This is a genomic window from Rhodospirillales bacterium (assembly GCA_016712595.1).
Taxonomy (GTDB): domain Bacteria; phylum Pseudomonadota; class Alphaproteobacteria; order Rhodospirillales; family Defluviicoccaceae; genus Defluviicoccus.
Genome location: JADJQT010000001.1, coordinates 2,025,640 through 2,044,859, shown reverse-complemented (window position 1 = coordinate 2,044,859; position 19,220 = coordinate 2,025,640). Strand labels below are relative to the sequence as shown.

20 protein-coding genes and 1 other RNA gene are annotated in these 19,220 nt (G+C 66.7%); 11 read left to right on the top strand and 10 right to left on the bottom strand.

Features of this window, described 5'->3' with window-relative positions:
- Positions 1 to 160 precede the first annotated feature (160 nt).
- Positions 161 to 823: a 5,6-dimethylbenzimidazole synthase gene (gene bluB, locus IPK66_09265; protein MBK8175425.1), complete on the top strand. Its 663-nt coding sequence runs from the start codon at positions 161 to 163 to the stop codon at positions 821 to 823.
- A 37-nt stretch (positions 824 to 860) separates the two neighbouring features.
- Here the strand turns inward: bluB and IPK66_09260 are convergent, their stop codons facing one another.
- The 5 genes from IPK66_09260 to argJ form a co-directional block, all read right to left on the bottom strand.
- Positions 861 to 1,103 (bottom strand): hypothetical protein, encoded by a 243-nt coding sequence (locus IPK66_09260; GenBank protein MBK8175424.1) that lies wholly within the window; start codon positions 1,101 to 1,103, stop codon positions 861 to 863.
- A gap of 116 nt (positions 1,104 to 1,219) precedes the next feature.
- On the bottom strand, positions 1,220 to 1,981 hold the full coding sequence (locus tag IPK66_09255) for a competence/damage-inducible protein A (protein MBK8175423.1): 762 nt from the start codon (positions 1,979 to 1,981) through the stop codon (positions 1,220 to 1,222).
- 64 nt (positions 1,982 to 2,045) lie between these two features.
- Positions 2,046 to 2,993, bottom strand: coding sequence for a 2-dehydropantoate 2-reductase (gene panE / locus IPK66_09250; GenBank protein ID MBK8175422.1), 948 nt, complete (start codon positions 2,991 to 2,993; stop codon positions 2,046 to 2,048).
- A gap of 57 nt (positions 2,994 to 3,050) precedes the next feature.
- The gene (locus IPK66_09245) at positions 3,051 to 3,653 is read right to left on the bottom strand and encodes a (deoxy)nucleoside triphosphate pyrophosphohydrolase (GenBank protein ID MBK8175421.1); all 603 of its coding nucleotides are present in this window, start codon (positions 3,651 to 3,653) and stop codon (positions 3,051 to 3,053) included.
- A complete protein-coding gene (argJ, locus tag IPK66_09240) occupies positions 3,565 to 4,797 on the bottom strand; it encodes a bifunctional glutamate N-acetyltransferase/amino-acid acetyltransferase ArgJ (protein ID MBK8175420.1) in 1,233 nt (410 codons plus the stop codon). Before argJ ends, IPK66_09245 begins: the two co-directional genes overlap by 89 nt.
- A 283-nt stretch (positions 4,798 to 5,080) precedes the next feature.
- On the opposite strand from argJ, the gene IPK66_09235 reads away from it, so the two are divergent.
- On the top strand, positions 5,081 to 7,408 hold the full coding sequence (locus tag IPK66_09235; protein ID MBK8175419.1) for an adenosylcobalamin-dependent ribonucleoside-diphosphate reductase: 2,328 nt from the start codon (positions 5,081 to 5,083) through the stop codon (positions 7,406 to 7,408).
- Between the two features lie 60 nt (positions 7,409 to 7,468).
- Here the strand turns inward: IPK66_09235 and IPK66_09230 are convergent, their stop codons facing one another.
- A complete protein-coding gene (locus IPK66_09230) occupies positions 7,469 to 7,909 on the bottom strand; it encodes a PaaI family thioesterase (GenBank protein MBK8175418.1) in 441 nt (146 codons plus the stop codon).
- A 169-nt stretch (positions 7,910 to 8,078) separates the two neighbouring features.
- On the opposite strand from IPK66_09230, the gene IPK66_09225 reads away from it, so the two are divergent.
- Positions 8,079 to 8,510 (top strand): hypothetical protein, encoded by a 432-nt coding sequence (locus tag IPK66_09225; protein MBK8175417.1) that lies wholly within the window; start codon positions 8,079 to 8,081, stop codon positions 8,508 to 8,510.
- 224 nt (positions 8,511 to 8,734) lie between these two features.
- Positions 8,735 to 9,869 (top strand): peptide chain release factor 2 gene (gene prfB, locus IPK66_09220; GenBank protein MBK8175416.1). Its coding sequence is split into 2 segments (ribosomal slippage): positions 8,735 to 8,803 and positions 8,805 to 9,869, totalling 1,134 coding nucleotides; the frame shifts between segments, so codons are not numbered across the junction.
- 30 nt (positions 9,870 to 9,899) lie between these two features.
- Here prfB and IPK66_09215 read toward each other — a convergent pair.
- The gene (locus tag IPK66_09215; GenBank protein MBK8175415.1) at positions 9,900 to 10,808 is read right to left on the bottom strand and encodes a LysR family transcriptional regulator; all 909 of its coding nucleotides are present in this window, start codon (positions 10,806 to 10,808) and stop codon (positions 9,900 to 9,902) included.
- Between the two features lie 104 nt (positions 10,809 to 10,912).
- On the opposite strand from IPK66_09215, the gene IPK66_09210 reads away from it, so the two are divergent.
- Entirely contained in the window at positions 10,913 to 12,145 is a 1,233-nt protein-coding gene (locus IPK66_09210) for an MFS transporter (protein ID MBK8175414.1), read from the top strand.
- Here IPK66_09210 and IPK66_09205 read toward each other — a convergent pair.
- Positions 12,110 to 12,670 carry a GNAT family N-acetyltransferase gene (locus IPK66_09205; GenBank protein MBK8175413.1) on the bottom strand — a complete coding sequence of 187 codons (561 nt, stop codon included), beginning with the start codon at positions 12,668 to 12,670 and terminating at the stop codon, positions 12,110 to 12,112. The two genes, IPK66_09210 and IPK66_09205, sit on opposite strands and share 36 nt — an antisense overlap.
- Positions 12,671 to 12,682: 12 nt before the next feature.
- A complete protein-coding gene (gene nudC, locus IPK66_09200) occupies positions 12,683 to 13,624 on the bottom strand; it encodes an NAD(+) diphosphatase (protein ID MBK8175412.1) in 942 nt (313 codons plus the stop codon).
- Between the two features lie 183 nt (positions 13,625 to 13,807).
- Here nudC and ffs point away from each other — a divergent pair.
- The 6 genes from ffs to IPK66_09170 all read left to right on the top strand — a co-directional run bounded on the left by ffs (position 13,808) and on the right by IPK66_09170 (position 17,994).
- Positions 13,808 to 13,905: signal recognition particle sRNA small type (gene ffs / locus IPK66_09195), an RNA gene on the top strand.
- 50 nt (positions 13,906 to 13,955) lie between these two features.
- On the top strand, positions 13,956 to 15,824 hold the full coding sequence (locus tag IPK66_09190) for a DNA polymerase III subunit gamma/tau (protein MBK8175411.1): 1,869 nt from the start codon (positions 13,956 to 13,958) through the stop codon (positions 15,822 to 15,824).
- A 39-nt stretch (positions 15,825 to 15,863) separates the two neighbouring features.
- Positions 15,864 to 16,388, top strand: a complete 525-nt coding sequence (locus IPK66_09185) for a CYTH domain-containing protein (protein MBK8175410.1) — start codon at positions 15,864 to 15,866, stop codon at positions 16,386 to 16,388.
- Between the two features lie 106 nt (positions 16,389 to 16,494).
- On the top strand, positions 16,495 to 16,818 hold the full coding sequence (locus IPK66_09180; GenBank protein ID MBK8175409.1) for a YbaB/EbfC family nucleoid-associated protein: 324 nt from the start codon (positions 16,495 to 16,497) through the stop codon (positions 16,816 to 16,818).
- A gap of 68 nt (positions 16,819 to 16,886) precedes the next feature.
- Positions 16,887 to 17,477: a recombination protein RecR gene (gene recR / locus IPK66_09175; GenBank protein ID MBK8175408.1), complete on the top strand. Its 591-nt coding sequence runs from the start codon at positions 16,887 to 16,889 to the stop codon at positions 17,475 to 17,477.
- 280 nt (positions 17,478 to 17,757) lie between these two features.
- On the top strand, positions 17,758 to 17,994 hold the full coding sequence (locus tag IPK66_09170; protein ID MBK8175407.1) for a hypothetical protein: 237 nt from the start codon (positions 17,758 to 17,760) through the stop codon (positions 17,992 to 17,994).
- Positions 17,995 to 18,072: 78 nt separating this feature from the next.
- Here IPK66_09170 and IPK66_09165 read toward each other — a convergent pair whose 3' ends face one another.
- Entirely contained in the window at positions 18,073 to 19,086 is a 1,014-nt protein-coding gene (locus tag IPK66_09165; protein MBK8175406.1) for an NAD(P)-dependent alcohol dehydrogenase, read from the bottom strand.
- Positions 19,087 to 19,220: the final 134 nt, after the last annotated feature.

Genomic DNA, 19,220 nt, shown 5'->3' with positions numbered 1-19,220 from the left:
CCGGACCTGGCCGAGAGGCCGTCGGCTGCTTCTAGCGCACCCACGCGGCCGGGTGAAGCGCGGTGGTGACGCGCGGTGGTCTTCCACGGCTCGCACGATCGCCCCGGGCTGGTTGGGCGACGCGCTTGCACCGCGCCGATGCGCCGCTAGAGTGCGTTTGATGACCGAACCTGTGCCGATCGACCGTCCTCCGCAATTCGACGCCGCCTTCTGTCGCAAACTGGAGGAGTTGTTCCGGTGGCGGCGCGACGTGCGTCGCTTTCGCACCGATGCCGTCGACCCGGGAATGATCGACAAGTTGATCGCACTGGCGATGCTGGCGCCATCCGTAGGCAACAGCCAGCCGTGGCGATTCGTCAAGGTCGACGACACCGCGCGCCGGGCGCAAGTGCGTGCGAATTTCGAGGCCTGCAACCGCGCGGCGCTGGCCACATACGACGGCGCGCGCGCGTCGGTTTACGCCCGGCTCAAGCTCGCCGGCCTCGATCGCGCCCCGGTGCATCTTGCCGTCTTTGTCGATGGTGCCACCGACCTCGGGCATGGCCTCGGTCAGCGGACGATGCCGGAGACGCTCACCTGGTCGGTCGTCGGTGCCGTCCATGCGCTGTGGATCGCGGCGCGCGCCCAGGGAATCGGACTCGGCTGGGTGTCGATTATCGATCCCGGAGCCGTCCAGGCGATCTGCGAGGTTCCGGCAACGTGGCAGCTCGTGGCTTATCTTTGCCTCGGCTGGCCCGAGGAGGAGCACCTCGATCCGGAATTGCACCGCGCCGGCTGGCAGCGGCGACTCGAGGCACTGGATCAGGTCATCGTTCAGCGCTGATCCCGGCGAAACCACAGCCACAGGCCAGGGCGCCCGATCAGTCGCGCTCCTCACCCAGTTGCATTACGCCCACCGCCATGCCGATCGAGCCGAAGGTCACGAACAGGCCGAAGAACAGCAAACCGAGAAACAGATTACGGTCGGGTGATGCGAAGATCATCGTGCCCAATCCATTGACATCCTGCCATAAAAGCAGGCTGCCGAGAACGATTCCACCGACGGTCCCATAGAGGCAATGCTTCAGCAGGAAGCCGACAAAGCGGCTGTGGTGCGGATCCATCAGACCGCGCGTCGTACGCCGGATCCTTATTCGTGCACCGGAACCCATCGTCCTCCTCCTTCCCCGCCCACCGATCGCGTGCCCGATCACGCACCCCGCGTGCGTCAGACGGGCGCTCACGCGGCGGGCGTGTCATCTTCGATCAGCGGCTCGACGCCGGCATCGCGAACCAGCGCCACCACCGCTGTCGCCACCGCGTCGAGCGCGGCAACGTCGGTCGAGCGCATCACCAAGCTGGTGCCGAAGCGCCCGGCACGGGCGAATGGATAGCTGCCGATCTCGACAGCAGGAGATCGATCCTGGAGCGCGGAGAGCGCGGCGGCAATGCCGCTTTCGGTCACGTAGGCGGAAACCGTTTTCGAGAGGACAGGCTCGCCGCCCTTGAGGCGGAGCTTCAGCCCGTCAATCATTGCCTGCATGATGCGGGGAACACCCGGCAGGACGAAGACATTGCCGAGGCGAAAGCCGGGCGCGCTCGTTACCGGGTTCTCGATCAACTCCGCCCCTTCCGGCACGTCGGCCATTTTCAGGCGGGCCTCATTGACGCCGGCGTTTCCGTAGTGCGTACTGAGCGCCGCAACTGCGGACGGATCGCGGCGAAGCGGTACGCCGAACGCGCGCGCGATGCAGGCGGCGGTAATGTCGTCGTGGGTGGGACCGATCCCGCCGGTGGTCAAGACGTAGTCGTAGGCGGCCCGACAGGCGTTCACCGCGGTGACGATGGCATCGGCGTCGTCGCGCACGACGCGCGCTTCCAATACGCGAATGCCGACTTCGTTCAACGCCGTGGCGATATAGGCAAGGTTGGCCTCGCGAGTGCGGCCCGAGAGGATCTCGTTGCCGATAATAATCACGCAGGCACTCACGGTTTCCGGCACGACCTCCCTCCTCGCTTTCCTGCGACCTTAGCTGAGACCCGCCGCGCGCGCGATACGCGCCCGATCATCGTCCAGTTCCAGCCCCGCTCCCTGTGCCGTCGCGACGGTGCTCGAACGCCTTGAGATGCGCGTAGGCCACGCGCAGCAAGGGTGTTTTGACGTCCCGCTCCTTGCCTCGGCGCAGGAGGTCGCCGACGATGTGGTCCGCCTCGATCGGCGCGCCCGATTCGAGGTCGCGCAGCATCGAGGCGGTGAACCCGGACCCGCGCTCGGTCAGCATCGCCCGCGTCCGCTCCATGACCTTTGGGCGCGCTGCATTACCGTGCGCCGTCGCGATCGCCTGGACCTCGTCCAGCAGAGCGATGATGAACGCCTCGCCGCCAGGGGCGGCGACAATGTCGCCGATCGGCGCACGCATCAGGCAGGTGGCGCATGCCAGGCTCGCCAGCAGCACCCATTTCTCCCACATTTCGTGCACGATCGCCTCGCTGCGGCGGAGATCGAACTGCGCTGGCGAGAGCGCCGTTTGCAGCGCCTCGCAAAACTCCCGCTGCTCCGGGCTGCGATCGCCGAAAGCAAAGGCGTGCACCTTGTTGAGGTGTCGGACGACACCGTCCGGCGTCAGTGTCGCGGCGATGGCGCACAGCCCACCCAGAACGCGATCGGCGCCGAACGCGGCATCGAGACGATCGAGATGAGCAAGGCCGTTGAGCACTGGCAGGATTCGCGCCTCATCGGCCAGTGCCGGTGCGACAGCGGCGATCGCGCCCTCAAGGTCGTAGGCCTTGCAGCTCAGGATCACCACGTCCCACGCCGCGCCGAGCGCATCGGCGGTGATCGTCTTCACCGGCATGCGAACATCGCCCATCGGGCTTTCGACGACGAGCCCCGATGCCGCCAACGCTTCGGCCCGCGCCGGGCGCACCAGAAAGGTGACGTCGCAGCCCGCCTGTACCATGCGCCCACCGAAGTACCCGCCGGTGGCACCGGCGCCGAGAACGAGAATTTTCATTGTATCGCCTCCCTTAACTGAGCCGCAGGCCCGGCGCTTGCGATCCGCCAAAGCAATCTAAAGCCAGTCCCGCAGCATCGCCACCAGCGGCACGTCCGCAGGCAGGAGCCGCGGCAGGCGGGTAAGGTCGAGCGGGCGTATCCATTTCAGCGTCTGGCCTTCGCGCCCCACGGGGGCGCCGCGCCAGACGCGACAGAGGTAGAGCATCATCAGCAGATGGAAATCGTCGTAGGCAAACGAGGTAAAGGTAAAGGGGGCAAGGCAGCTCTCGGTGATATCGAGCCCCAGCTCTTCGGCGAGCTCGCGAACGACGGCGGCTTCCGGCGTCTCACCGGAATGGATCTTCCCGCCCGGGAATTCCCACCAGCCGGCCCAGGATTTGCCTTCCGGGCGCTGCTGAACCAGGACGCGGGCATCAATATCGACGAGCGCGGCCGAGGCGACGAGCACCGTCGGCAGCGCCCGCCCGGGTTGCCGGGCGGCCACGGACAGGCATCCCCCGACATCACCTCCCGCAGCACCGCTCAAGCGCAGACCCCGGGCGCGTCGAGTCCATTGGCCGCGCTGTTGGTCACGACCGGTAGCTGGCGTTGATGTCGATATACCCGTGGGTAAGATCGCAGGTCCATACGGTGGCGGACCCGCGACCGACGCCGACATCGACCTCGATCATTACCTCACACCCCTTCATGTGCGCGGCCACCGGCGCCTCATCGTAATCGGGCACCGGACCGCCGTCGCAGGCGACCGCGACCCCACCGATTGCGATACGCAGCCGGTCGCGATCGATCCATTCGCCCGACTTGCCGACGGCCATGACGATCCGCCCCCAATTGGCGTCCTCGCCGGCCACCGCCGTCTTGACCAGGGGCGAATTGGCGATCGTCAGGGCGATGTGGCGGGCCGAGGCGTCGTCGGCGGCGCCGGTGATGGCGATGGTGATGAACTTCGAGATCCCCTCGCCGTCCTTGATCACCTGGTGGGCAAGGTCGAGCATCACCGCCTCGAGCGCCTGACGGAAACCGACAAGCATGGCGCTGCGCGGATCGCGCACCCTCGGGTTGCCGGCCGCACCGGTCGCGAACACCAGCACGGTATCGTTCGTCGAGGTATCGGAGTCGACGGTGATGCAGTTGAATGTCCGGTCGGCGCCGGCGACGAGCAACGCCTGCAACGCGTCGCTGTCGATCGCCGCATCGGTGAACAGGAAGGCGAGCATCGTCGCCATGTCGGGGGCGATCATCCCCGCTCCCTTGGCGATCCCGTTGATCGTCACCGGCACGCCGTCGATTTCCGTCCGGGCGCTGGCCGCCTTGGCAAAGGTATCGGTGGTGGCGATGGCGCGGGCGGCGTCCTCCCAAGAGGCCGAGCCGAGCGCCGCGGCCGCATCCGGCAGGACAGCCAGGAGCTTTTCCGTCGGCAACGGCTCGCCGATCACTCCGGTCGAGGCGACGAATACCCGCTCGGCCGCGCAGCCGAGCAGCGCTGATGCGACCGACGCGGTCTGCGCCGATGCGATCTCGCCGGCGCCGCCGGTGAACGCGTTGGCATTGCCCGAATTGACGACGAGGCCGCGCGCCGAGCCCTGCCGCAACGCGCTGCGGCACCAGGCAACCGGCGCTGCTGCCGTCTGCGAACGGGTAAACACACCAGCTACGCTCGTTCCGTCCGCAACCTCGGCGAGGAGAACGTCGGGACGGCCCTGGTAGCGCAGGCCCGCGGCTCGGATGGCGAGGCGCACGCCGGCGATATCGGGCAGCTCGGGGAAGGCTTCGGGAGCAAATGGTGACGGGGTGGCGGACATGGCGGGTATCTTGAGATCGGAGGTAGCGTTGCGGGAAATCACAACGCCCGAGCATCATGCATATCGCCATCGGCGTGACAAGGTCGCTGGCAACGGTGGCCCTGCGGCCCGCAGACCCGTACGGCTTCGATGATCCCCGATCAACGACAGGTGCTCGATGGCCGAGCCGTTCGATGCTTGACAGGATGGAACATTTAAGGAACACTCCTGGCGAGCTTGGCGGTTCAGTCTTCCGCCACCGCGTCCGCGTTCCTATCTTCCGGCAATATGCAACGAGGCTCGCATGACTCAGGTGGCGCCCGTCTCTCAGCAGATCTGGGAGATGAAATACAGGCTGAAGTCGCAAGATGGCGAGCCGCTCGACCGGACCATCGACGATACCTGGCGCCGGGTGGCACGCGAGCTGGCGTCGCCCGAAGCCGACGTCGATGCCTGGGAAGCGCGTTTTTACGAGGCGCTGCGAGATTTCAAGCTATTGCCCGCCGGCCGCATCCTCTCCGGCGCGGGTTCGGGACGGCGGGTGACGCTATTCAACTGCTTCGTCATGGGTGACATCCCCGACGACATGGCCGGCATCTTCGAGCACCTCAAGCAGGCGGCGCTGACGATGCAGCAGGGCGGCGGCATCGGCTACGACTTCTCGACGCTGCGGCCCAAGGGCGCGCCGGTGAAGGGCGTCGGCGCCGACGCTTCGGGTCCGCTGTCGTTCATGGACGTCTGGGACGCGATGTGCCGGACGATCATGAGCGCCGGCTCGCGCCGCGGGGCGATGATGGCGGTGATGCGCTGCGATCATCCCGACATCGAAGCGTTCATCGAGGCCAAGCGCCAGCCGGGTCGCCTGCGCATGTTCAACCTCTCGGTGCTGGTCACCGACGACTTCATGCAGGCGGTCAAGGAAGACGCGCCGTGGCCTCTGACCTTCGAAGGGGTGGCGTACAAATCGCTGCGCGCGCGCGCGCTGTGGGACGCGATCATGCGCGCGACTTTCGCCTATGCCGAGCCGGGGGTCATCTTCATCGACCGGATCAACCGGCGAAACAACCTCTGGTACTGCGAGACGATTCACGGCACCAATCCGTGCGGGGAACAACCCCTACCGCCCTACGGCACCTGCCTTTTGGGCTCGATTAACCTCGCCAGCCTGATCGATTCCCCGTTCGAGGCGCATGCGCGCATCGACGAGGAGAAGCTCTCGGCGCTCACCGCCGTCGCCGTCAGGATGATGGATAACGTCATCGAGGTCTCCCGCTACCCCTTGCCGGAGCACGAGGCGGAGGCGCGGGCAAAACGGCGGATCGGCCTCGGCATCACCGGGCTTGCCGATGCGCTGCTGCTGTGCGGGGCACGCTACGGTGGCCGCGAGGCGGTGCGCCTGACCGAGACGTGGATGCGCACCATTCAGCGCGCCGCCTACCTTGCCTCCGCCGACCTCGCCGGCGAAAAAGGAGCGTTCCCGCTGTTCGATGCCGAGCAGTACCTCGCCGGTGAGACCGTGGCGGCGCTCGACGAGAACGTGCGCGCGGCGATCGCCCGGAACGGCATCCGCAACGCCCTGCTCACTTCGGTCGCGCCAACCGGCACGATCTCGCTGTTCGCCGACAACGTGTCCTCGGGTCTCGAGCCGGTATTCAGCTTCCGCTACGTCCGTCACGTGCTGATGCCGGACGGCAGCCGGCGCGAGGAGGAGGTCAGCGATTACGCCTACCGGCTGTTCCGCCGGCTGAAGGGTGACCAGGCGCCCCTTCCCGACTGGTTCGTCGATGCGCAGTCGCTCTCGCCGCACGACCACCTGGTGATGCAGGCCGCCGTACAGCAGTTCGTCGACAGCTCGATCTCGAAGACGATCAACTGTCCCGAGAGCATCTCCTTCGAGGAGTTCAAGACCGTCTACCTGCAGGCCTACGAGCTGGGATGCAAGGGCTGCACCACCTACCGGCCGAACGAGATCACCGGCGCGGTGCTCGAGGTCCGCGAAGCGGAAACGCACGGCGAGCCGCTGGAGCAGCCGGAACTGCCGCTGGCGCCGCCGACGACCACGGCAAAGCCGCAGGACCTCGGCGATTCCGGGGCGATCGTGCAGATGTTCCGCCCGCTCGACCGGCCGGAGGCGCTGCCCGGCAAGACCTACAAGGTGCGCTGGCCAGAGAGCGACCACGCCATCTACATCACTCTCAATGATATCGTCCAGGACGGCCGGCGGCGGCCGTTCGAGGTGTTCATCAACTCGAAGAACATGGAGCACTTCGCCTGGACGGTGGCGCTGACGCGGATGATCTCCGCCGTCTTCCGCCGCGGCGGCGACGTCTCCTTCGTCGTCGAGGAACTCAAGGCGGTGTTCGATCCGCGCGGCGGACAATGGATGCGCGGCCGTTACGTGCCGAGCCTGCTGGCGGCGATCGGCGAGGTGATCGAAACCCACATGATCGACATCGGCTTCATTCAGCCGGAGCAGCCGGCCGGCGAGGCCGCCGCGCCGTCACTGCGCAAGGTCGTCGGCCTCGCCACCGATCCGCGCTTCCGCCAGTGCCCGAAGTGCGGCGCGCCCTCGCTGGTCCGCCAGGAGGGCTGCGATACCTGCACGAGCTGCGGGTACTCGAAGTGCGGGTGAGCCGGCACCGGCGTCCGCCGGCCAACTAATCGGCCAACCAGTCCAAACCGGCGCGACACCCTAGCGCGGCGCGATGACCGCCATCGAGCCCTGGGCGATGGCGCTGAGCGTGCGCGATCCGTCTTCGGCCAGGGAAAAGACGTCGGCGCGGCAGACGATCAGACGCCCGGGGCGGACGACGACGCCACAGGCGAGCAGCGCCACCCCCTGTCCCGGCGCTAGAAGGTTGATCTTGTATTCGGCGCCGACGACGTTGGCACCGGCGGCGACCAGCGTTGCCGCGGCCGCGCCCATCACCGCTTCGGCGATGCCACCGATCACCCCGCCGTGGAAGAAGCCGTTCTGCTGCACCAGGTCGGCGCGGTAGGGTACCCGGTAGTCGGCCTCGCCCGGCTCGACGCGGGCCAGTTCCACGCCAAGCAGCGACAGGTAGTTCTGCGCCCCGACGTAGTGGGCAAGGACGGCACGGAAATCGGGGTTGCGCGGCTCGAACGACGGCATAACGGCTCCTTATCTGGCAACCGGCAAACGATGCGCGCCGGGCGCGCGACCGGTCAACCAGATTTGCCGCGCGGCGTGCGGGTGGCTATGGTCGCGTCCAGCGAAGCAAGTCGGCGGAAAAAAGCCGCAGAAGAAGTTAGCGGAAAAAGGACAAGGGGAGAAACGGACCATGCCCACACTTTACGTCGCACGTAGCCGCAGCCTGCAGGGTTGGGCCGCCGAGGTTGGACTGACGCTCAATGTCTACAAGCTCGGATTGAGCGCGGCGCCGGGCGGGGCTGCGGCGATCGATGCCCTCAACGCGGCCAGCTTCGCCGGGCGCTCCGACTGGGAGCTGATGGCCGAACAGCCGGCGGATGCCGACACCGACACTGACGCCGAGATCGCGATGATCGAACGGGCCAAGCGCAAGGAGACGGAAATCGACCCGACCTACTACCCGCAGATCCGCCGGGCGCGGGGCATCTTCAAGGTCAAGCCGGCGAACGCCGAGAACCACTTCCTCGTCCGCGAGGCCCTCGACGGTCAGCAGCAGATCAAGGCGGTCAAGCTCACCCCCGCCCGCATCGCCACCTACCTTTTGCGCACCGCTGCCGGCTGAGCCCGGCCAAGCCCCTGCCATCTTTCGGCTCGGACGCACACGACGCCCACGAACGGATGATTTGTGGTGCGGCCTTTATCGGAGAAGGAATTGCGGGGTCGTCGTGGCAGATGGTGGGATTGTATTCAGGCCGCTCGTGGGACGGAATGAGCGCGGCGCTTGCCCTGGCGCCGTTTCCGGCTGCATCCTCGCGCCCCCGATCGGACATGCAAGGAGAAAGGGTCATGCGCGCGGAAACCGAAATCGTCATCGATGGCATCCGTCAGTCGATCGAGCGGCTGCGGAGGCATCTTTGACTATGATGCTAGCACCGCGCGTCTCGCCGAACTGAACGCCCAGGTGGAAAACCCGGCCTTGTGGGACGATCCCGCCGGCGCGCAGGCGCTGATGCGCGAGCGCACCAAGGTCGAGACGCGACTGGCCGAGATCGATCAACTCATCGGCGAGCTGTTCGACGCGCTCGAATTCCTCGCGCTCGGCGAAGCGGAAGAGGACGAGAGCGCCGTGCTCGAGGCCGAAGCGACCCTGGCGCGCCTGCAGAAGGCGGCGGCACACGCCGAACTGCGCACCTTGCTCTCCGGCGAGGCCGACGGCAACGACTGCTATCTCGAGGTGCATGCCGGCGCCGGCGGCACCGAGGCCCAGGACTGGGCGGAGATGCTGCTGCGCATGTACGCCCGCTGGGCCGAGCGGCGGCGGTTCAAGGTCGAGTGGATCGAGGAGAGCCCGGGCGAGGAAGCCGGCATCAAGTCAGCGACCATCCGCATCAACGGTACCGACGCCTACGGCTGGATGAAGACCGAGACCGGGGTGCATCGCCTGGTGCGCATCTCGCCATTCGATTCCAGTGCCCGGCGCCATACCAGCTTTGCCTCGGTCGGCGCCTATCCGGTGATCGACGATTCGATCGACATCGAGATTCTCGATAAGGACCTGCGCATCGATACCTACCGGGCATCCGGCGCCGGCGGCCAGCACGTCAATCGCACCGATTCAGCGGTGCGCATCACCCACCTGCCCACCGGCATCGTCGTGCAGTGCCAGAACGACCGCTCGCAGCACCGCAACCGGGCGATGGCGATGCAGATGCTCAAGGCGCGCATCTACGAGATGGAGCTGCGCAAGCGCGAGGAGGCGGTGAAGGCCGAGCACGACCAGAAGAGCGACATCGGTTGGGGCCACCAGATCCGCTCCTACGTCCTACAGCCCTACCAGATGATCAAGGACCTGCGCACCGGCGTCGAGACCTCGAACACGCAAGGCGTGCTCGACGGCGAACTCGATGACTTCATGGTCGCGGCGCTGGCCGGCGAGACGCGCGACAAGGGCGGGCGCGGCAAGGGCGGCGGAGAGAGCTGACCAAAGCGCCGCGCGCCGGGCGATAGCTGATCAGCGCCTGACCGGCGCGCGGGCGATGACGTCGCGTGCGGTGCGCACAAACGCGGTAACGGCGGGCGAGCGCACCCGGCGGCGGACGACCAGGGCCACGGGGGCGGTCACCGGCGTGCCGGACAGCGGGCGATAGACGACGGCGTCAAGGCGAAGCTGGCGCAGCGCCTCGGGGACGAGGGAGATGCCGAGGCCGGCGGAGACCAGCCCGATGATCGAGGTAAACTGCGGCGCCTCCTGGACGATGTCGGGATCGAAGCCGGCCTTGCGGCAGGCGGCGATGATGCCGTCGAACAGCCCGCTGCCGGCGGCACGCGGAAACAGGATGAACGGCTCGGCCCGCAGGTCGGCGAGCTCGATCGCCGCCGTGGCGGCACGCGGGTGGCTCGCCGGCAGCGCCGCCACCAGGGGCTCGTGCAAGAGCGTCAGCGCCGCGTAGCGCTCGTCCTGATCGCTCACCGGCGAGCGGACGAAGGCGGCGTCGATCCGTCCGTCGAGCAGCGCGCTCAGTTGATCGGAGGTGTGCATCTCAGCAAGGCCGAGGACGACGCCCTCGTGGGCCGCCTGATAACGGCGCAAGACGTCGAGGACGACCGGCGAAAACGCACAGGTGCTGGTGTAGCCGACGCGCAGGTTTCCCGCCTCCCCCCGCCCCGCCCGCTGCGCCGCCAGCACCGCCCGCTCCGCCTGGATGAGCAGTCGCCCTGCCTCCTCGCGCAGAACCCGCCCCGCTTCGCTGAGCTCGACCCGCCGCTTGCTGCGCACGAACAGCGCCACCCCGAGCGTGCGTTCGAGCTTGCGGATCTGTTGCGAAAGCGGCGGCTGTGCCATGCCCAGGCGCTCGGCGGCGCGGCCGAAGTGCAGCTCATCGGCGACAGCGAGGAAATAGCGAAGCGGGCGCAGTTCCAGCATGACTAAGACGAAACCGATATCAAAAACGCGTCATTGATATATTGGACGCAAGCACTCCGGCGTGCCACCTGTTTGCTTACATCCGAGCCGGGAGGTTGCCTATGAGTGCGGACCGCCGCAGCCTCGGCGTCATGATCGCTGGCGCCGCGGCCTTTTTCGATCTTTATGCTCCGCAGGCGATCCTGCCCCAGCTTGCCGAGACGTTCCGTATCTCCGCCCACGCCGCCGGATGGGTCGTCACCGTGACCACGCTCGCGGTGGCACTGGTCGGCCCGTTCGCCGGCGCCCTCGCCGACGCACTCGGCCGCCAGCGGCTGATCGCGGCGAGCGCCTTGATGATGGCGCTGCCGACGATGCTGGTGGCGACATCGACGAGCCTTGGCGAAATGCTGATCTGGCGGGCGGCCGAGGGCCTGTTGATGCCACTGGTCTTCTGCGTGACCGTCGCCTACATCGGCGAGGAGTGGGAAACCGGCGAGGCACGGGCGATCACAGCGCTCTACATGGCCGGCGCCGTCGCCGGCGGCTTCCTCGGCCGGTTCGTCACCGGCGTGCTTACCGATATTGCCGGCTGGCGCCTCGCCTTTGTCGGCCTTGGTGCGATCAACCTCGGGATCGGCGTCTCTCTGTTCTACCTGCTGCCGCGCGAGCGCTCGTTCGTCGCCAGCAATGGGCTGGGCGCGGCGCTGCTCGCCATGCTGGGACATCTCCGCCGGCCGCGCATGCTCGCCGCCTGTGGGGTCGGATTTCTGATCCTGTTCGCCCAGGTGGCGCTGTTCACCTACGCGACGCTGCTGCTGGCGGCGCCGCCCTATGACCTGCGCCCGGCGCTGCTGGCCTCGGTTTCCGCCGTCTATCTGCTGGGGATGGTCACAACGCCCATCGCCGGGCACCGGCTGCGCCGGTTCGGCGAACGGGTGCCGCTGTCGGCCGGGGCGGCGCTGTTCATCGCCGGCGTCGGGCTGACCTTGCTTCCCTCGCTGCCGGCGATCGTCGCCGGCCTTGCCGTGGCCTCGGCGGGAACCTTCCTCAGCCAGTCGGCCGCCACCAGCTTCGTCGCTGCCAACGCCAACAATGCCCGGTCGGCCGCGATCGGCGTTTATACGATGTTTTATTACGTCGGCGGCAGCGTCGGCGCGGTGGCTCCGGGCGCGGCCTGGCACGTGGCCGGCTGGCAGGGTATCGCCGCTCTGCTGATCGCCGCCAACCTCGCGGCGCTGGTTATCGCCGTGAGCGGCTGGCGGACGCGGACAACCGCCGCCAGCGCAGCGACGGCCACAGAAGCCGAGGCGCGGTGTTCAGGCGTCGCCGGCGTCGTCGTGGGCGCGCAATAGGCGCAGGTCGTCCCAACCGTAGGCGGTCTGCGGCAGGATGGTATTCCACAAGCGTTCCTGTTTCTCGGCGATCCGCCGCCCGCCCATCGCCTCATAGAAAAATCGGGACGGGTTCTGCGCCAGCACCCAGGCAACCACCGAGTTCAGTCCGCGATCGATCAGCACATCGAACATACGCGTCAGCAGCGCCCGTCCGATGCCGCGATCCTGGTGCCCGGGGGCCACATAGAGAGTATAGATCTCGCCCCCGTGCGGCAAATGAGACGCCCGCGCCGCACCGCAGCTGCCAAAACCGATGACGCCATGCCCGGTGAGATCAGCGACGAGGATGCTATCGGCCAGCTTGCGCCGTGAGAGCTGTTGCGCCCATTCCCGTGCCTGCGCCCCCGCCGACAGGCGGACGAGCACCGCGTTCGGAATCATTCCGGCATAAGCCGAACGCCACGACTCGACATACACCTCGGCGATGCGATCGGCGTCGGCAGGACGGCCCGGCCTGATTCGCACGATCGGCGGCACCAGCATCTGACCTCTCCTTCACCGGCTGCCGGCGACGTCTCCGGCCAGCCATTCCTCGACCAGCGCCCGCGCGATCGTCCCGCGGAACGGCAGTCGCAATCCATGCGCGCGCATCGCCGCCACCTCGTCGCGACGAAACCAGCGTGCGTCCTCAAGCTCGGCTTCATCGAGGACGAGCGGCGCATCGATGATGCCTTCCCCCGCCACCTCGGCGCGGAATCCCAGCATCAATGAGGAGGGAAATGGCCACGGCTGCGATGTGCGGTAGCGAACCGCGCACACCTTGAGCCCGACTTCCTCCAGCACTTCGCGGCGCACCGCATCCTCCGCCGTCTCGCCCGGTTCGACGAAACCGGCGAGCGCCGACATCAGGCCCGCGATCCAGCGCTTTTGGCGCGCCAGCAGGCAGGCATCGCCGCAGGTGACCAACATGATGACGACGGGATCGGTACGCGGAAAGTGCTGGGCGGCGCACGCCTCGTTCAGGCATTCGCGCATGTGACCACCCTGCCGGGATGCAGTCGCGGCACCGCAGACGCCGCAGAACCGGTGCCGTCGGTGCCAGTAGGCGATCGCCCGGGCGTACGCAAGCAGACCGCCCTCGTTGCGATCGAGCACGGTGACGACGCGGCCGAGGTCTTCGAAGCTGGCGCCGGCGGCAATCGGCGCCAGACGGTCTTGCGCGTGGTGCGACAGATCGCAGGCGAACCATGCTACACCGTCGGCGCCACGACCGAGGAACGCGGCCTCGTGCGCCAACGACAACGCCTCCACCGCAGCGCCCTCACCGAGCGCCAGCAGGCGTGGCCGCGTGCCGCCGGCGACGAGGTTGCGGTCACGCCAGACCGGCAGGACCCGCACCGCCGGATCGCTCATCGAGCGTTGCAGCCAGTCCGCATCGACGCGGAACTGCGTGGCCCGGTCGATCGTGCAGCCAGCGTAGGCGATGGTGCTATCCATGCTACGAACCCTGACACACCCTCGGGCTTTCGGCAACGCGCGCCAGCAATCGAACTGCAAACGAAATGCGATGGCGCGGTTAAACACGATGCCATCGCTCAGAGGTGCGCCCCATCACGCCAACGCGAGGTTTTTGCGAAGCCGCTTGCGGAAGGGGGCGGCGACGCTGATATAGTCTCTCCGGGAGGCTGACGGCGGGCGAATCTCTCGCCAAACCGGTCAGATCCGGAAGGAAGCAGCCGTAACGAGTTTCGGTTCGAGTCGTTGCTTCAGCCTCCCGCTTCCGCACGCCGCTGCGCCGTGCCCATCGCTTCGAGAACGCCCGCGCCCGATGGCTGGTCCGTCAATGCCGTCCGCTCCCGTCGTCGCCGATCCGCGGTTTCGCGTACTCGCCCGCAGGTACCGACCGGCGACCTTTGGTGCGTTGATCGGCCAGCAGGCCCTGGTTCGTACCCTGACCAATGCGTTTCAGGTCGGACGAATCGCCCATGCCTACATGCTGGCGGGCGTGCGGGGTGTCGGCAAGACGACAACAGCACGGATCATCGCCCGCGCGCTTAACTGCATCGGCCCCGACGGCTCCGGATCGATGACCATCAGCCCGTGCGGCGTGTGCGAGCATTGCGTCGCCATCGCCGAGGACAGGCACCTCGACGTTATCGAGATGGACGCCGCCAGCCGCACCGGCGTCGAGAACATGCGCGAGTTGCTCGACGGCGTGCCCTATCGCCCGGCAATAGCGCGGTTCAAGGTCTACATCATCGACGAAGTGCACATGCTTTCGGAGAAAGCGTTCAACGCCCTTTTAAAAACCCTCGAAGAGCCCCCCGAGCACGTGAAGTTTGTTTTCGCCACCACGGAGATCCGCAAGGTCCCCGTTACCGTACTGTCCCGTTGCCAGCGTTTCGATCTGCGTCGTGTCGAGGCGGCCGACCTGATCGGCCATCTCGAACACGTCGCCAACAGCGAACAGGTTGCCGTCGAACCGGCGGCGTTGCAATTGCTGGCCCGGGCGGCGGACGGAAGCGTGCGCGATTCGCTGTCGCTGCTCGATCAGGCGATCGCACACGCCGGCGGGACGGTGGACGAACAGACCGTTCGCGACATGTTGGGACTCGTCGATCGCACGTTATGCTTTGATATCTTCGATTCGCTGATGCGCGGAGACGCGGGGACGGCGCTGGATCAACTGGTCGAGCAGTACCGGGCGGGCGCCGATCCGCTGATGGTAATCGAGGACCTGCTGGAGCTGACACACTGGGTGACTCGCATCAAGCTCGCACCGCAAAGCGCGCTGGCGCCGGACGTCCCCGAGGTCGACCGGGTGCGCGGCACCGACATGGCGGGGCGGCTGTCGATGGCCGAGGTTACCCGCACCTGGCAGATGCTGCTCAAGGGCCTGAGCGAGATCCGTCTGGCACCAATGCCGCTGCACGCAGCGGAGATGCTGTTGATCCGGATCGCCTACGCCGCCGAACTGCCGACGCCCGCTGAGGCGCTCGATGCGCTGACCGGTAAGGTCGGCCCTGGCGACAGGCCGCCCTCCCCCGGCAGCGGCAGCGAAATTTCCGCCGGCAGCGACGCAAAGATCGGTGCCGATCGTCCCATCGGGCAGGGCAGAACGTCCATGGCCGACCGTGGATCCGTTCCAGCTGCATTGCCGGCGGGTGGCGACATCCCACCCGGACCGGGCGCCCGTCCGGGTGGCCGGCCGACGGCACTGTCGCTGGCCGCGGCCCCATCGCTGGCCGTCCCGTCGAGCCCGCCGGCCGACGTGTTGTCCGCGATGCCCGCGCCGACAAGCTTCGCCGATGTCATCGACCTCGCCCGCGCCCACAGCGAAGGAATTTTACACGCGCACCTCATCACCGGCGTGCACCTCGTCGCCTTTGAGCCCGGCCGCATCGAGCTACGCCTCGCCGAGCAGGCGCCGGCGGACCTACCGCAGTCGCTGAGTCGCTTCCTACTCGCCGCTACGGGAGTGCGCTGGCTGGTCAGCCTCTCACGCGCGGCGGGGGAGCCCACGCTCCGCCAGCAGCAGGACGCGCTTGTCGCCAAACGCCTTGGCGAAGCCGCGGAGCACCCCCTCGTCCGCGCCTGCCTGGACGCTTTCCCCGGTGCGGTCCTCGAGCGAATCCGGGAAGCAGAACCGCCGCCGTCAGCCAATGCCGATGACGGCTCGGGCGAGAGCGACGAGTAGGGATGCGGCACGGAACAGCAAGCTTGGGGAGAGCGGCGGATGGCAAAGGAAATTGAACGAAAGTTTCTCGTTGTGGACGATTCATGGCGTGGCGGCGCCAGCGCGCAGCGTATCCGCCAGGGCTACATCTGCAGTTCGCCGGAGTGCGCGGTGCGCGTGCGTCTCGCCGGACCGCGCGCCTTCCTGACCGTCAAGGGAGGCAAGAGCGGCAGTATCCGTGACGAATACGAATACGCCATCCCACCCGACGACGCGGACGAACTTCTCGAGCGCCTTTGCGCCCGCCCGCTGATCGAAAAGACGCGCTATACGCTGCCCGCGTCGGACGGAGCGGAATGGATCGTTGATGTCTTTGAAGGCGCCAACGCCGGCCTCGTCGTCGCCGAGATCGAACTCGAACACGCCCAGCAGCAATTCACCCTTCCCGCCTGGACAGGCATCGAGGTCACCGACGAGCCTCGCTATCTGAACGCCAACCTGAGCGCCCGGCCGTTCGCGTCGTGGACGCCGGCCGAACAAAGACATGGCCAGGACCCGGCAGCGGAAGAACGGCGAGACGGATGACTTCCCGCGAGCAAGCTGCCAATGTGATGGACGGGCTTGATACCAGTGCTTTAGAGATGCGGTCGTCGGCGGTGGCCGGCGGTGACGACGCGGAGACCCAAGAGCGATGAAGAACCTCGGCCAGATGATGAAGCAGGCGCAGAAGCTGCAGGAAAAAATGGGCGAAATGCAAGCACAGCTTGCCACCGCCGAACTGACCGGCGCTTCTGGCGGTGGCATGGTGCAAGTGACACTTTCCGGCAAGGGTGATGTCCGCAAGCTCAAGATCGATCCCTCCCTCGTCGATCCTGAGGATGTGGAAGTCCTGGAAGACCTGATTGTCGCCGCGTGTAACGACGCCAAGGTGAAGCTGGAAGCGTACGTCGCCGAGAAGATGTCGGAGGTCACCGGCGGCTTGAAGCTGCCACCGGGCATGTCGCTGCCAATCTGATTGCTTCATCATTGCTTGCCTGACGCTCCTTGCGATTGAGCCTTGCAGGCAAGGCTGGCACGGCGCCGATGTCCGAAATCGACCAGATGATCCGTTGCCTGGCGAAGCTGCCGGGGCTGGGTCCGCGATCCGCCCGGCGCGCCGCGCTGTTCATGCTCAAGCGCCGCGAAACCGTGCTCGAGCCTCTCGCCCGCGCCTTGAGCGCGGCAGCCGCTGCCGTATCGTCGTGTTCCCGATGCGGCAACCTCGACGTGCACGATCCCTGCGGGATCTGCACCGACGCGCGCCGCGATCCGGGGGTGCTATGCGTTGTCGAGGACGTCGCCGACCTTTGGGCGCTGGAACGCGCCGGCAGTTTCCGCGGCCGCTACCACGTCCTGGGCGGGACCTTGTCGGCGATCGACGGAATCGGTCCGGAGGACCTCGCCATTTCGCTGCTCGTCGCCCGCGCCCGGGCCCCCGAGGTCCGCGAAGTCATCGTCGCGCTTTCGTTCACCGTCGACGGACAGACCACCGCGCACGTCCTGCTCGATCGCTTGAAGGACTGCGACGTTGCCCTTACCGGCATCGCCCATGGCGTCCCGCTTGGCGGCGAACTGCACTATCTCGACGACGCGACCCTGACAACGGCGCTATCCGCGCGCAGGTCCCTCGACTGAGTCAAACGCGACGCGCCAGGCACCCGCCATTACCATCGATGCTGGGACAAACCGCGCCAGAAGACATCGAAAGCACGGCGCAAGCATAAGGAATTGCTCACGATACCTGCCTGAAGTTTGCAACAGCCGATGAGATCATGGTACACCATACCCGTGTAAAAGACGGTCTCATTCGCGAAACAATGGAGGGTACATGAGTTTCCATCATCCGAAGCGGCTGCTGTCAGCGGCAGTCGTCTGTGGGGCCTTCGCGGTTGCCGGGTGCGCCGGACCCTATCCAATGGGCATGGCCTACTACAACGCCACCCTTCCCGAAACGGGAAGCGCTGACGTTGGTTCGATGAAAAAGGGCGAGGCGATGTGCACGTCCATCCTCGCGCTTGTCGCCCAGGGCGACTGCAGCATCGAGGCAGCGAAGGCACAAGGCGGAATCAAGCGCGTCGCCTACGTCGACCGCAAGGTCGAAAATATTCTCGGCATCTACGGCAAGTACACCACCATCGTTTACGGCGACTGACCTTCGTCGAACACGCCAAGGGTGGAGCGGTGGCCGCGAAAGGTGCCGCTCCTGCCCGTTGGCGTTGTCATCGTTCTCTCAACCGAGATCGTTTTCCAGAACGATGCGATAACGCGCCTTGCCGGAGCGCAGCCGGTCGAGGGCGTCGTTGACCTTCGAGAGCGGGAAGGCCTCGGTGATCGGGGCGATGCCGTGCCGGGCAGCGAAACCCAGCATTGCGGCCGTGGTGGTCGGGCTGCCGACCGGTGAGCCGCCGATCGACTTTTCGCCGCCGATCAACGGAAAGACCGCGGCGGTTATCGGCGGCGTGACACCAACGATGTGCAGTTTGCCGCGCGGCGCGAGCGCGGCGACCAGCCCGTCCCAGTCGAGAGCAGCGTTCGCGGTCACGAGGATCATGTCGAAACTGCCGGCAATGCCGGCGAGCGCCTTTTCCTTGCGGGTATTGAGAAAATGATCGGCGCCGAGACTACGCGCTTCCGCCTCCTTGTCAGCGCTGGATGAAAGGGCCCAAACCTCACAGCCCCAGGCGTCGAGGAAGCGCAACGCGAGGTGGCCGAGGCCACCGATGCCGACAACACCCACTCGATCGATCCCGCGGATATCGTTGCGGATGATCGGGTTGAACACCGTAATACCGCCGCAGAACAGTGGGCCGCTTGTCGCCGGATCGAGCCCTCCGGGAAGCGGCAGGACCCAGGACGCGTGAGCGCGCACGTGGGTGGCGAAGCCGCCGTGCCGGCCAACGATCGTCGCCTCGCCCGTGGCGCAGAGGTTGTGATCGCCTGACATGCACTGCGGGCAAACCATGCAAGATTGCGCATACCAGCCGAGGCCGACGGTCTGCCCGACCGTGAGCGAGCCCACCCCCTCACCGACCGCGCTGACGGTGCCGACAACCTCATGCCCCGGCACCAGCGGGTACTGGCTGATTCCCCACTCGTTATCGAGCATGCTGAGATCGCTGTGGCACATACCGCAGTAGCGCACGGCGATATCGACGTGCTCCCGCCCCAGCGGACCCAACTCGTATTCAAATGCGTCCAGTGGCCCTCCGGCCTGAACGGCGGCAAATCCTTTTACCTGAGCCATCGGTCAATCCCTTCTCTTGCGTCCGTCGTCCTTTCCCTCGTCACGCTAGCCTGCCCGCTTTTCTCCTGTCGGTAAAAACATGGCGGGCATGTCGGCAAAAAAAAGGCGGGCAACCCGAAGGTGCCCACCCGCTA

Excerpts from the sequence above, each read along its gene's own strand:
- nudC (MBK8175412.1), bottom strand. The coding sequence starts at position 13,624 with ATGGATAGCACCATCGCCTACGCTGGCTGCACGATCGACCGGGCCACG.
- IPK66_09235 (MBK8175419.1), top strand. The coding sequence starts at position 5,081 with ATGACTCAGGTGGCGCCCGTCTCTCAGCAGATCTGGGAGATGAAATAC.
- IPK66_09210 (MBK8175414.1), top strand. The coding sequence starts at position 10,913 with ATGAGTGCGGACCGCCGCAGCCTCGGCGTCATGATCGCTGGCGCCGCG.
- recR (MBK8175408.1), top strand. The coding sequence starts at position 16,887 with ATGTCCGAAATCGACCAGATGATCCGTTGCCTGGCGAAGCTGCCGGGG.
- IPK66_09225 (MBK8175417.1), top strand. The coding sequence starts at position 8,079 with ATGCCCACACTTTACGTCGCACGTAGCCGCAGCCTGCAGGGTTGGGCC.
- IPK66_09260 (MBK8175424.1), bottom strand. The coding sequence starts at position 1,103 with ATGGATCCGCACCACAGCCGCTTTGTCGGCTTCCTGCTGAAGCATTGC.
- bluB (MBK8175425.1), top strand. The coding sequence starts at position 161 with ATGACCGAACCTGTGCCGATCGACCGTCCTCCGCAATTCGACGCCGCC.
- panE (MBK8175422.1), bottom strand. The coding sequence starts at position 2,993 with ATGAAAATTCTCGTTCTCGGCGCCGGTGCCACCGGCGGGTACTTCGGT.
- IPK66_09230 (MBK8175418.1), bottom strand. The coding sequence starts at position 7,909 with ATGCCGTCGTTCGAGCCGCGCAACCCCGATTTCCGTGCCGTCCTTGCC.
- IPK66_09185 (MBK8175410.1), top strand. The coding sequence starts at position 15,864 with ATGGCAAAGGAAATTGAACGAAAGTTTCTCGTTGTGGACGATTCATGG.
- IPK66_09205 (MBK8175413.1), bottom strand. The coding sequence starts at position 12,670 with ATGCTGGTGCCGCCGATCGTGCGAATCAGGCCGGGCCGTCCTGCCGAC.
- IPK66_09190 (MBK8175411.1), top strand. The coding sequence starts at position 13,956 with ATGGCTGGTCCGTCAATGCCGTCCGCTCCCGTCGTCGCCGATCCGCGG.
- IPK66_09165 (MBK8175406.1), bottom strand. The coding sequence starts at position 19,086 with ATGGCTCAGGTAAAAGGATTTGCCGCCGTTCAGGCCGGAGGGCCACTG.
- IPK66_09180 (MBK8175409.1), top strand. The coding sequence starts at position 16,495 with ATGAAGAACCTCGGCCAGATGATGAAGCAGGCGCAGAAGCTGCAGGAA.
- IPK66_09245 (MBK8175421.1), bottom strand. The coding sequence starts at position 3,653 with ATGTCGGCGTCGGTCGCGGGTCCGCCACCGTATGGACCTGCGATCTTA.
- IPK66_09170 (MBK8175407.1), top strand. The coding sequence starts at position 17,758 with ATGGGCATGGCCTACTACAACGCCACCCTTCCCGAAACGGGAAGCGCT.
- argJ (MBK8175420.1), bottom strand. The coding sequence starts at position 4,797 with ATGTCCGCCACCCCGTCACCATTTGCTCCCGAAGCCTTCCCCGAGCTG.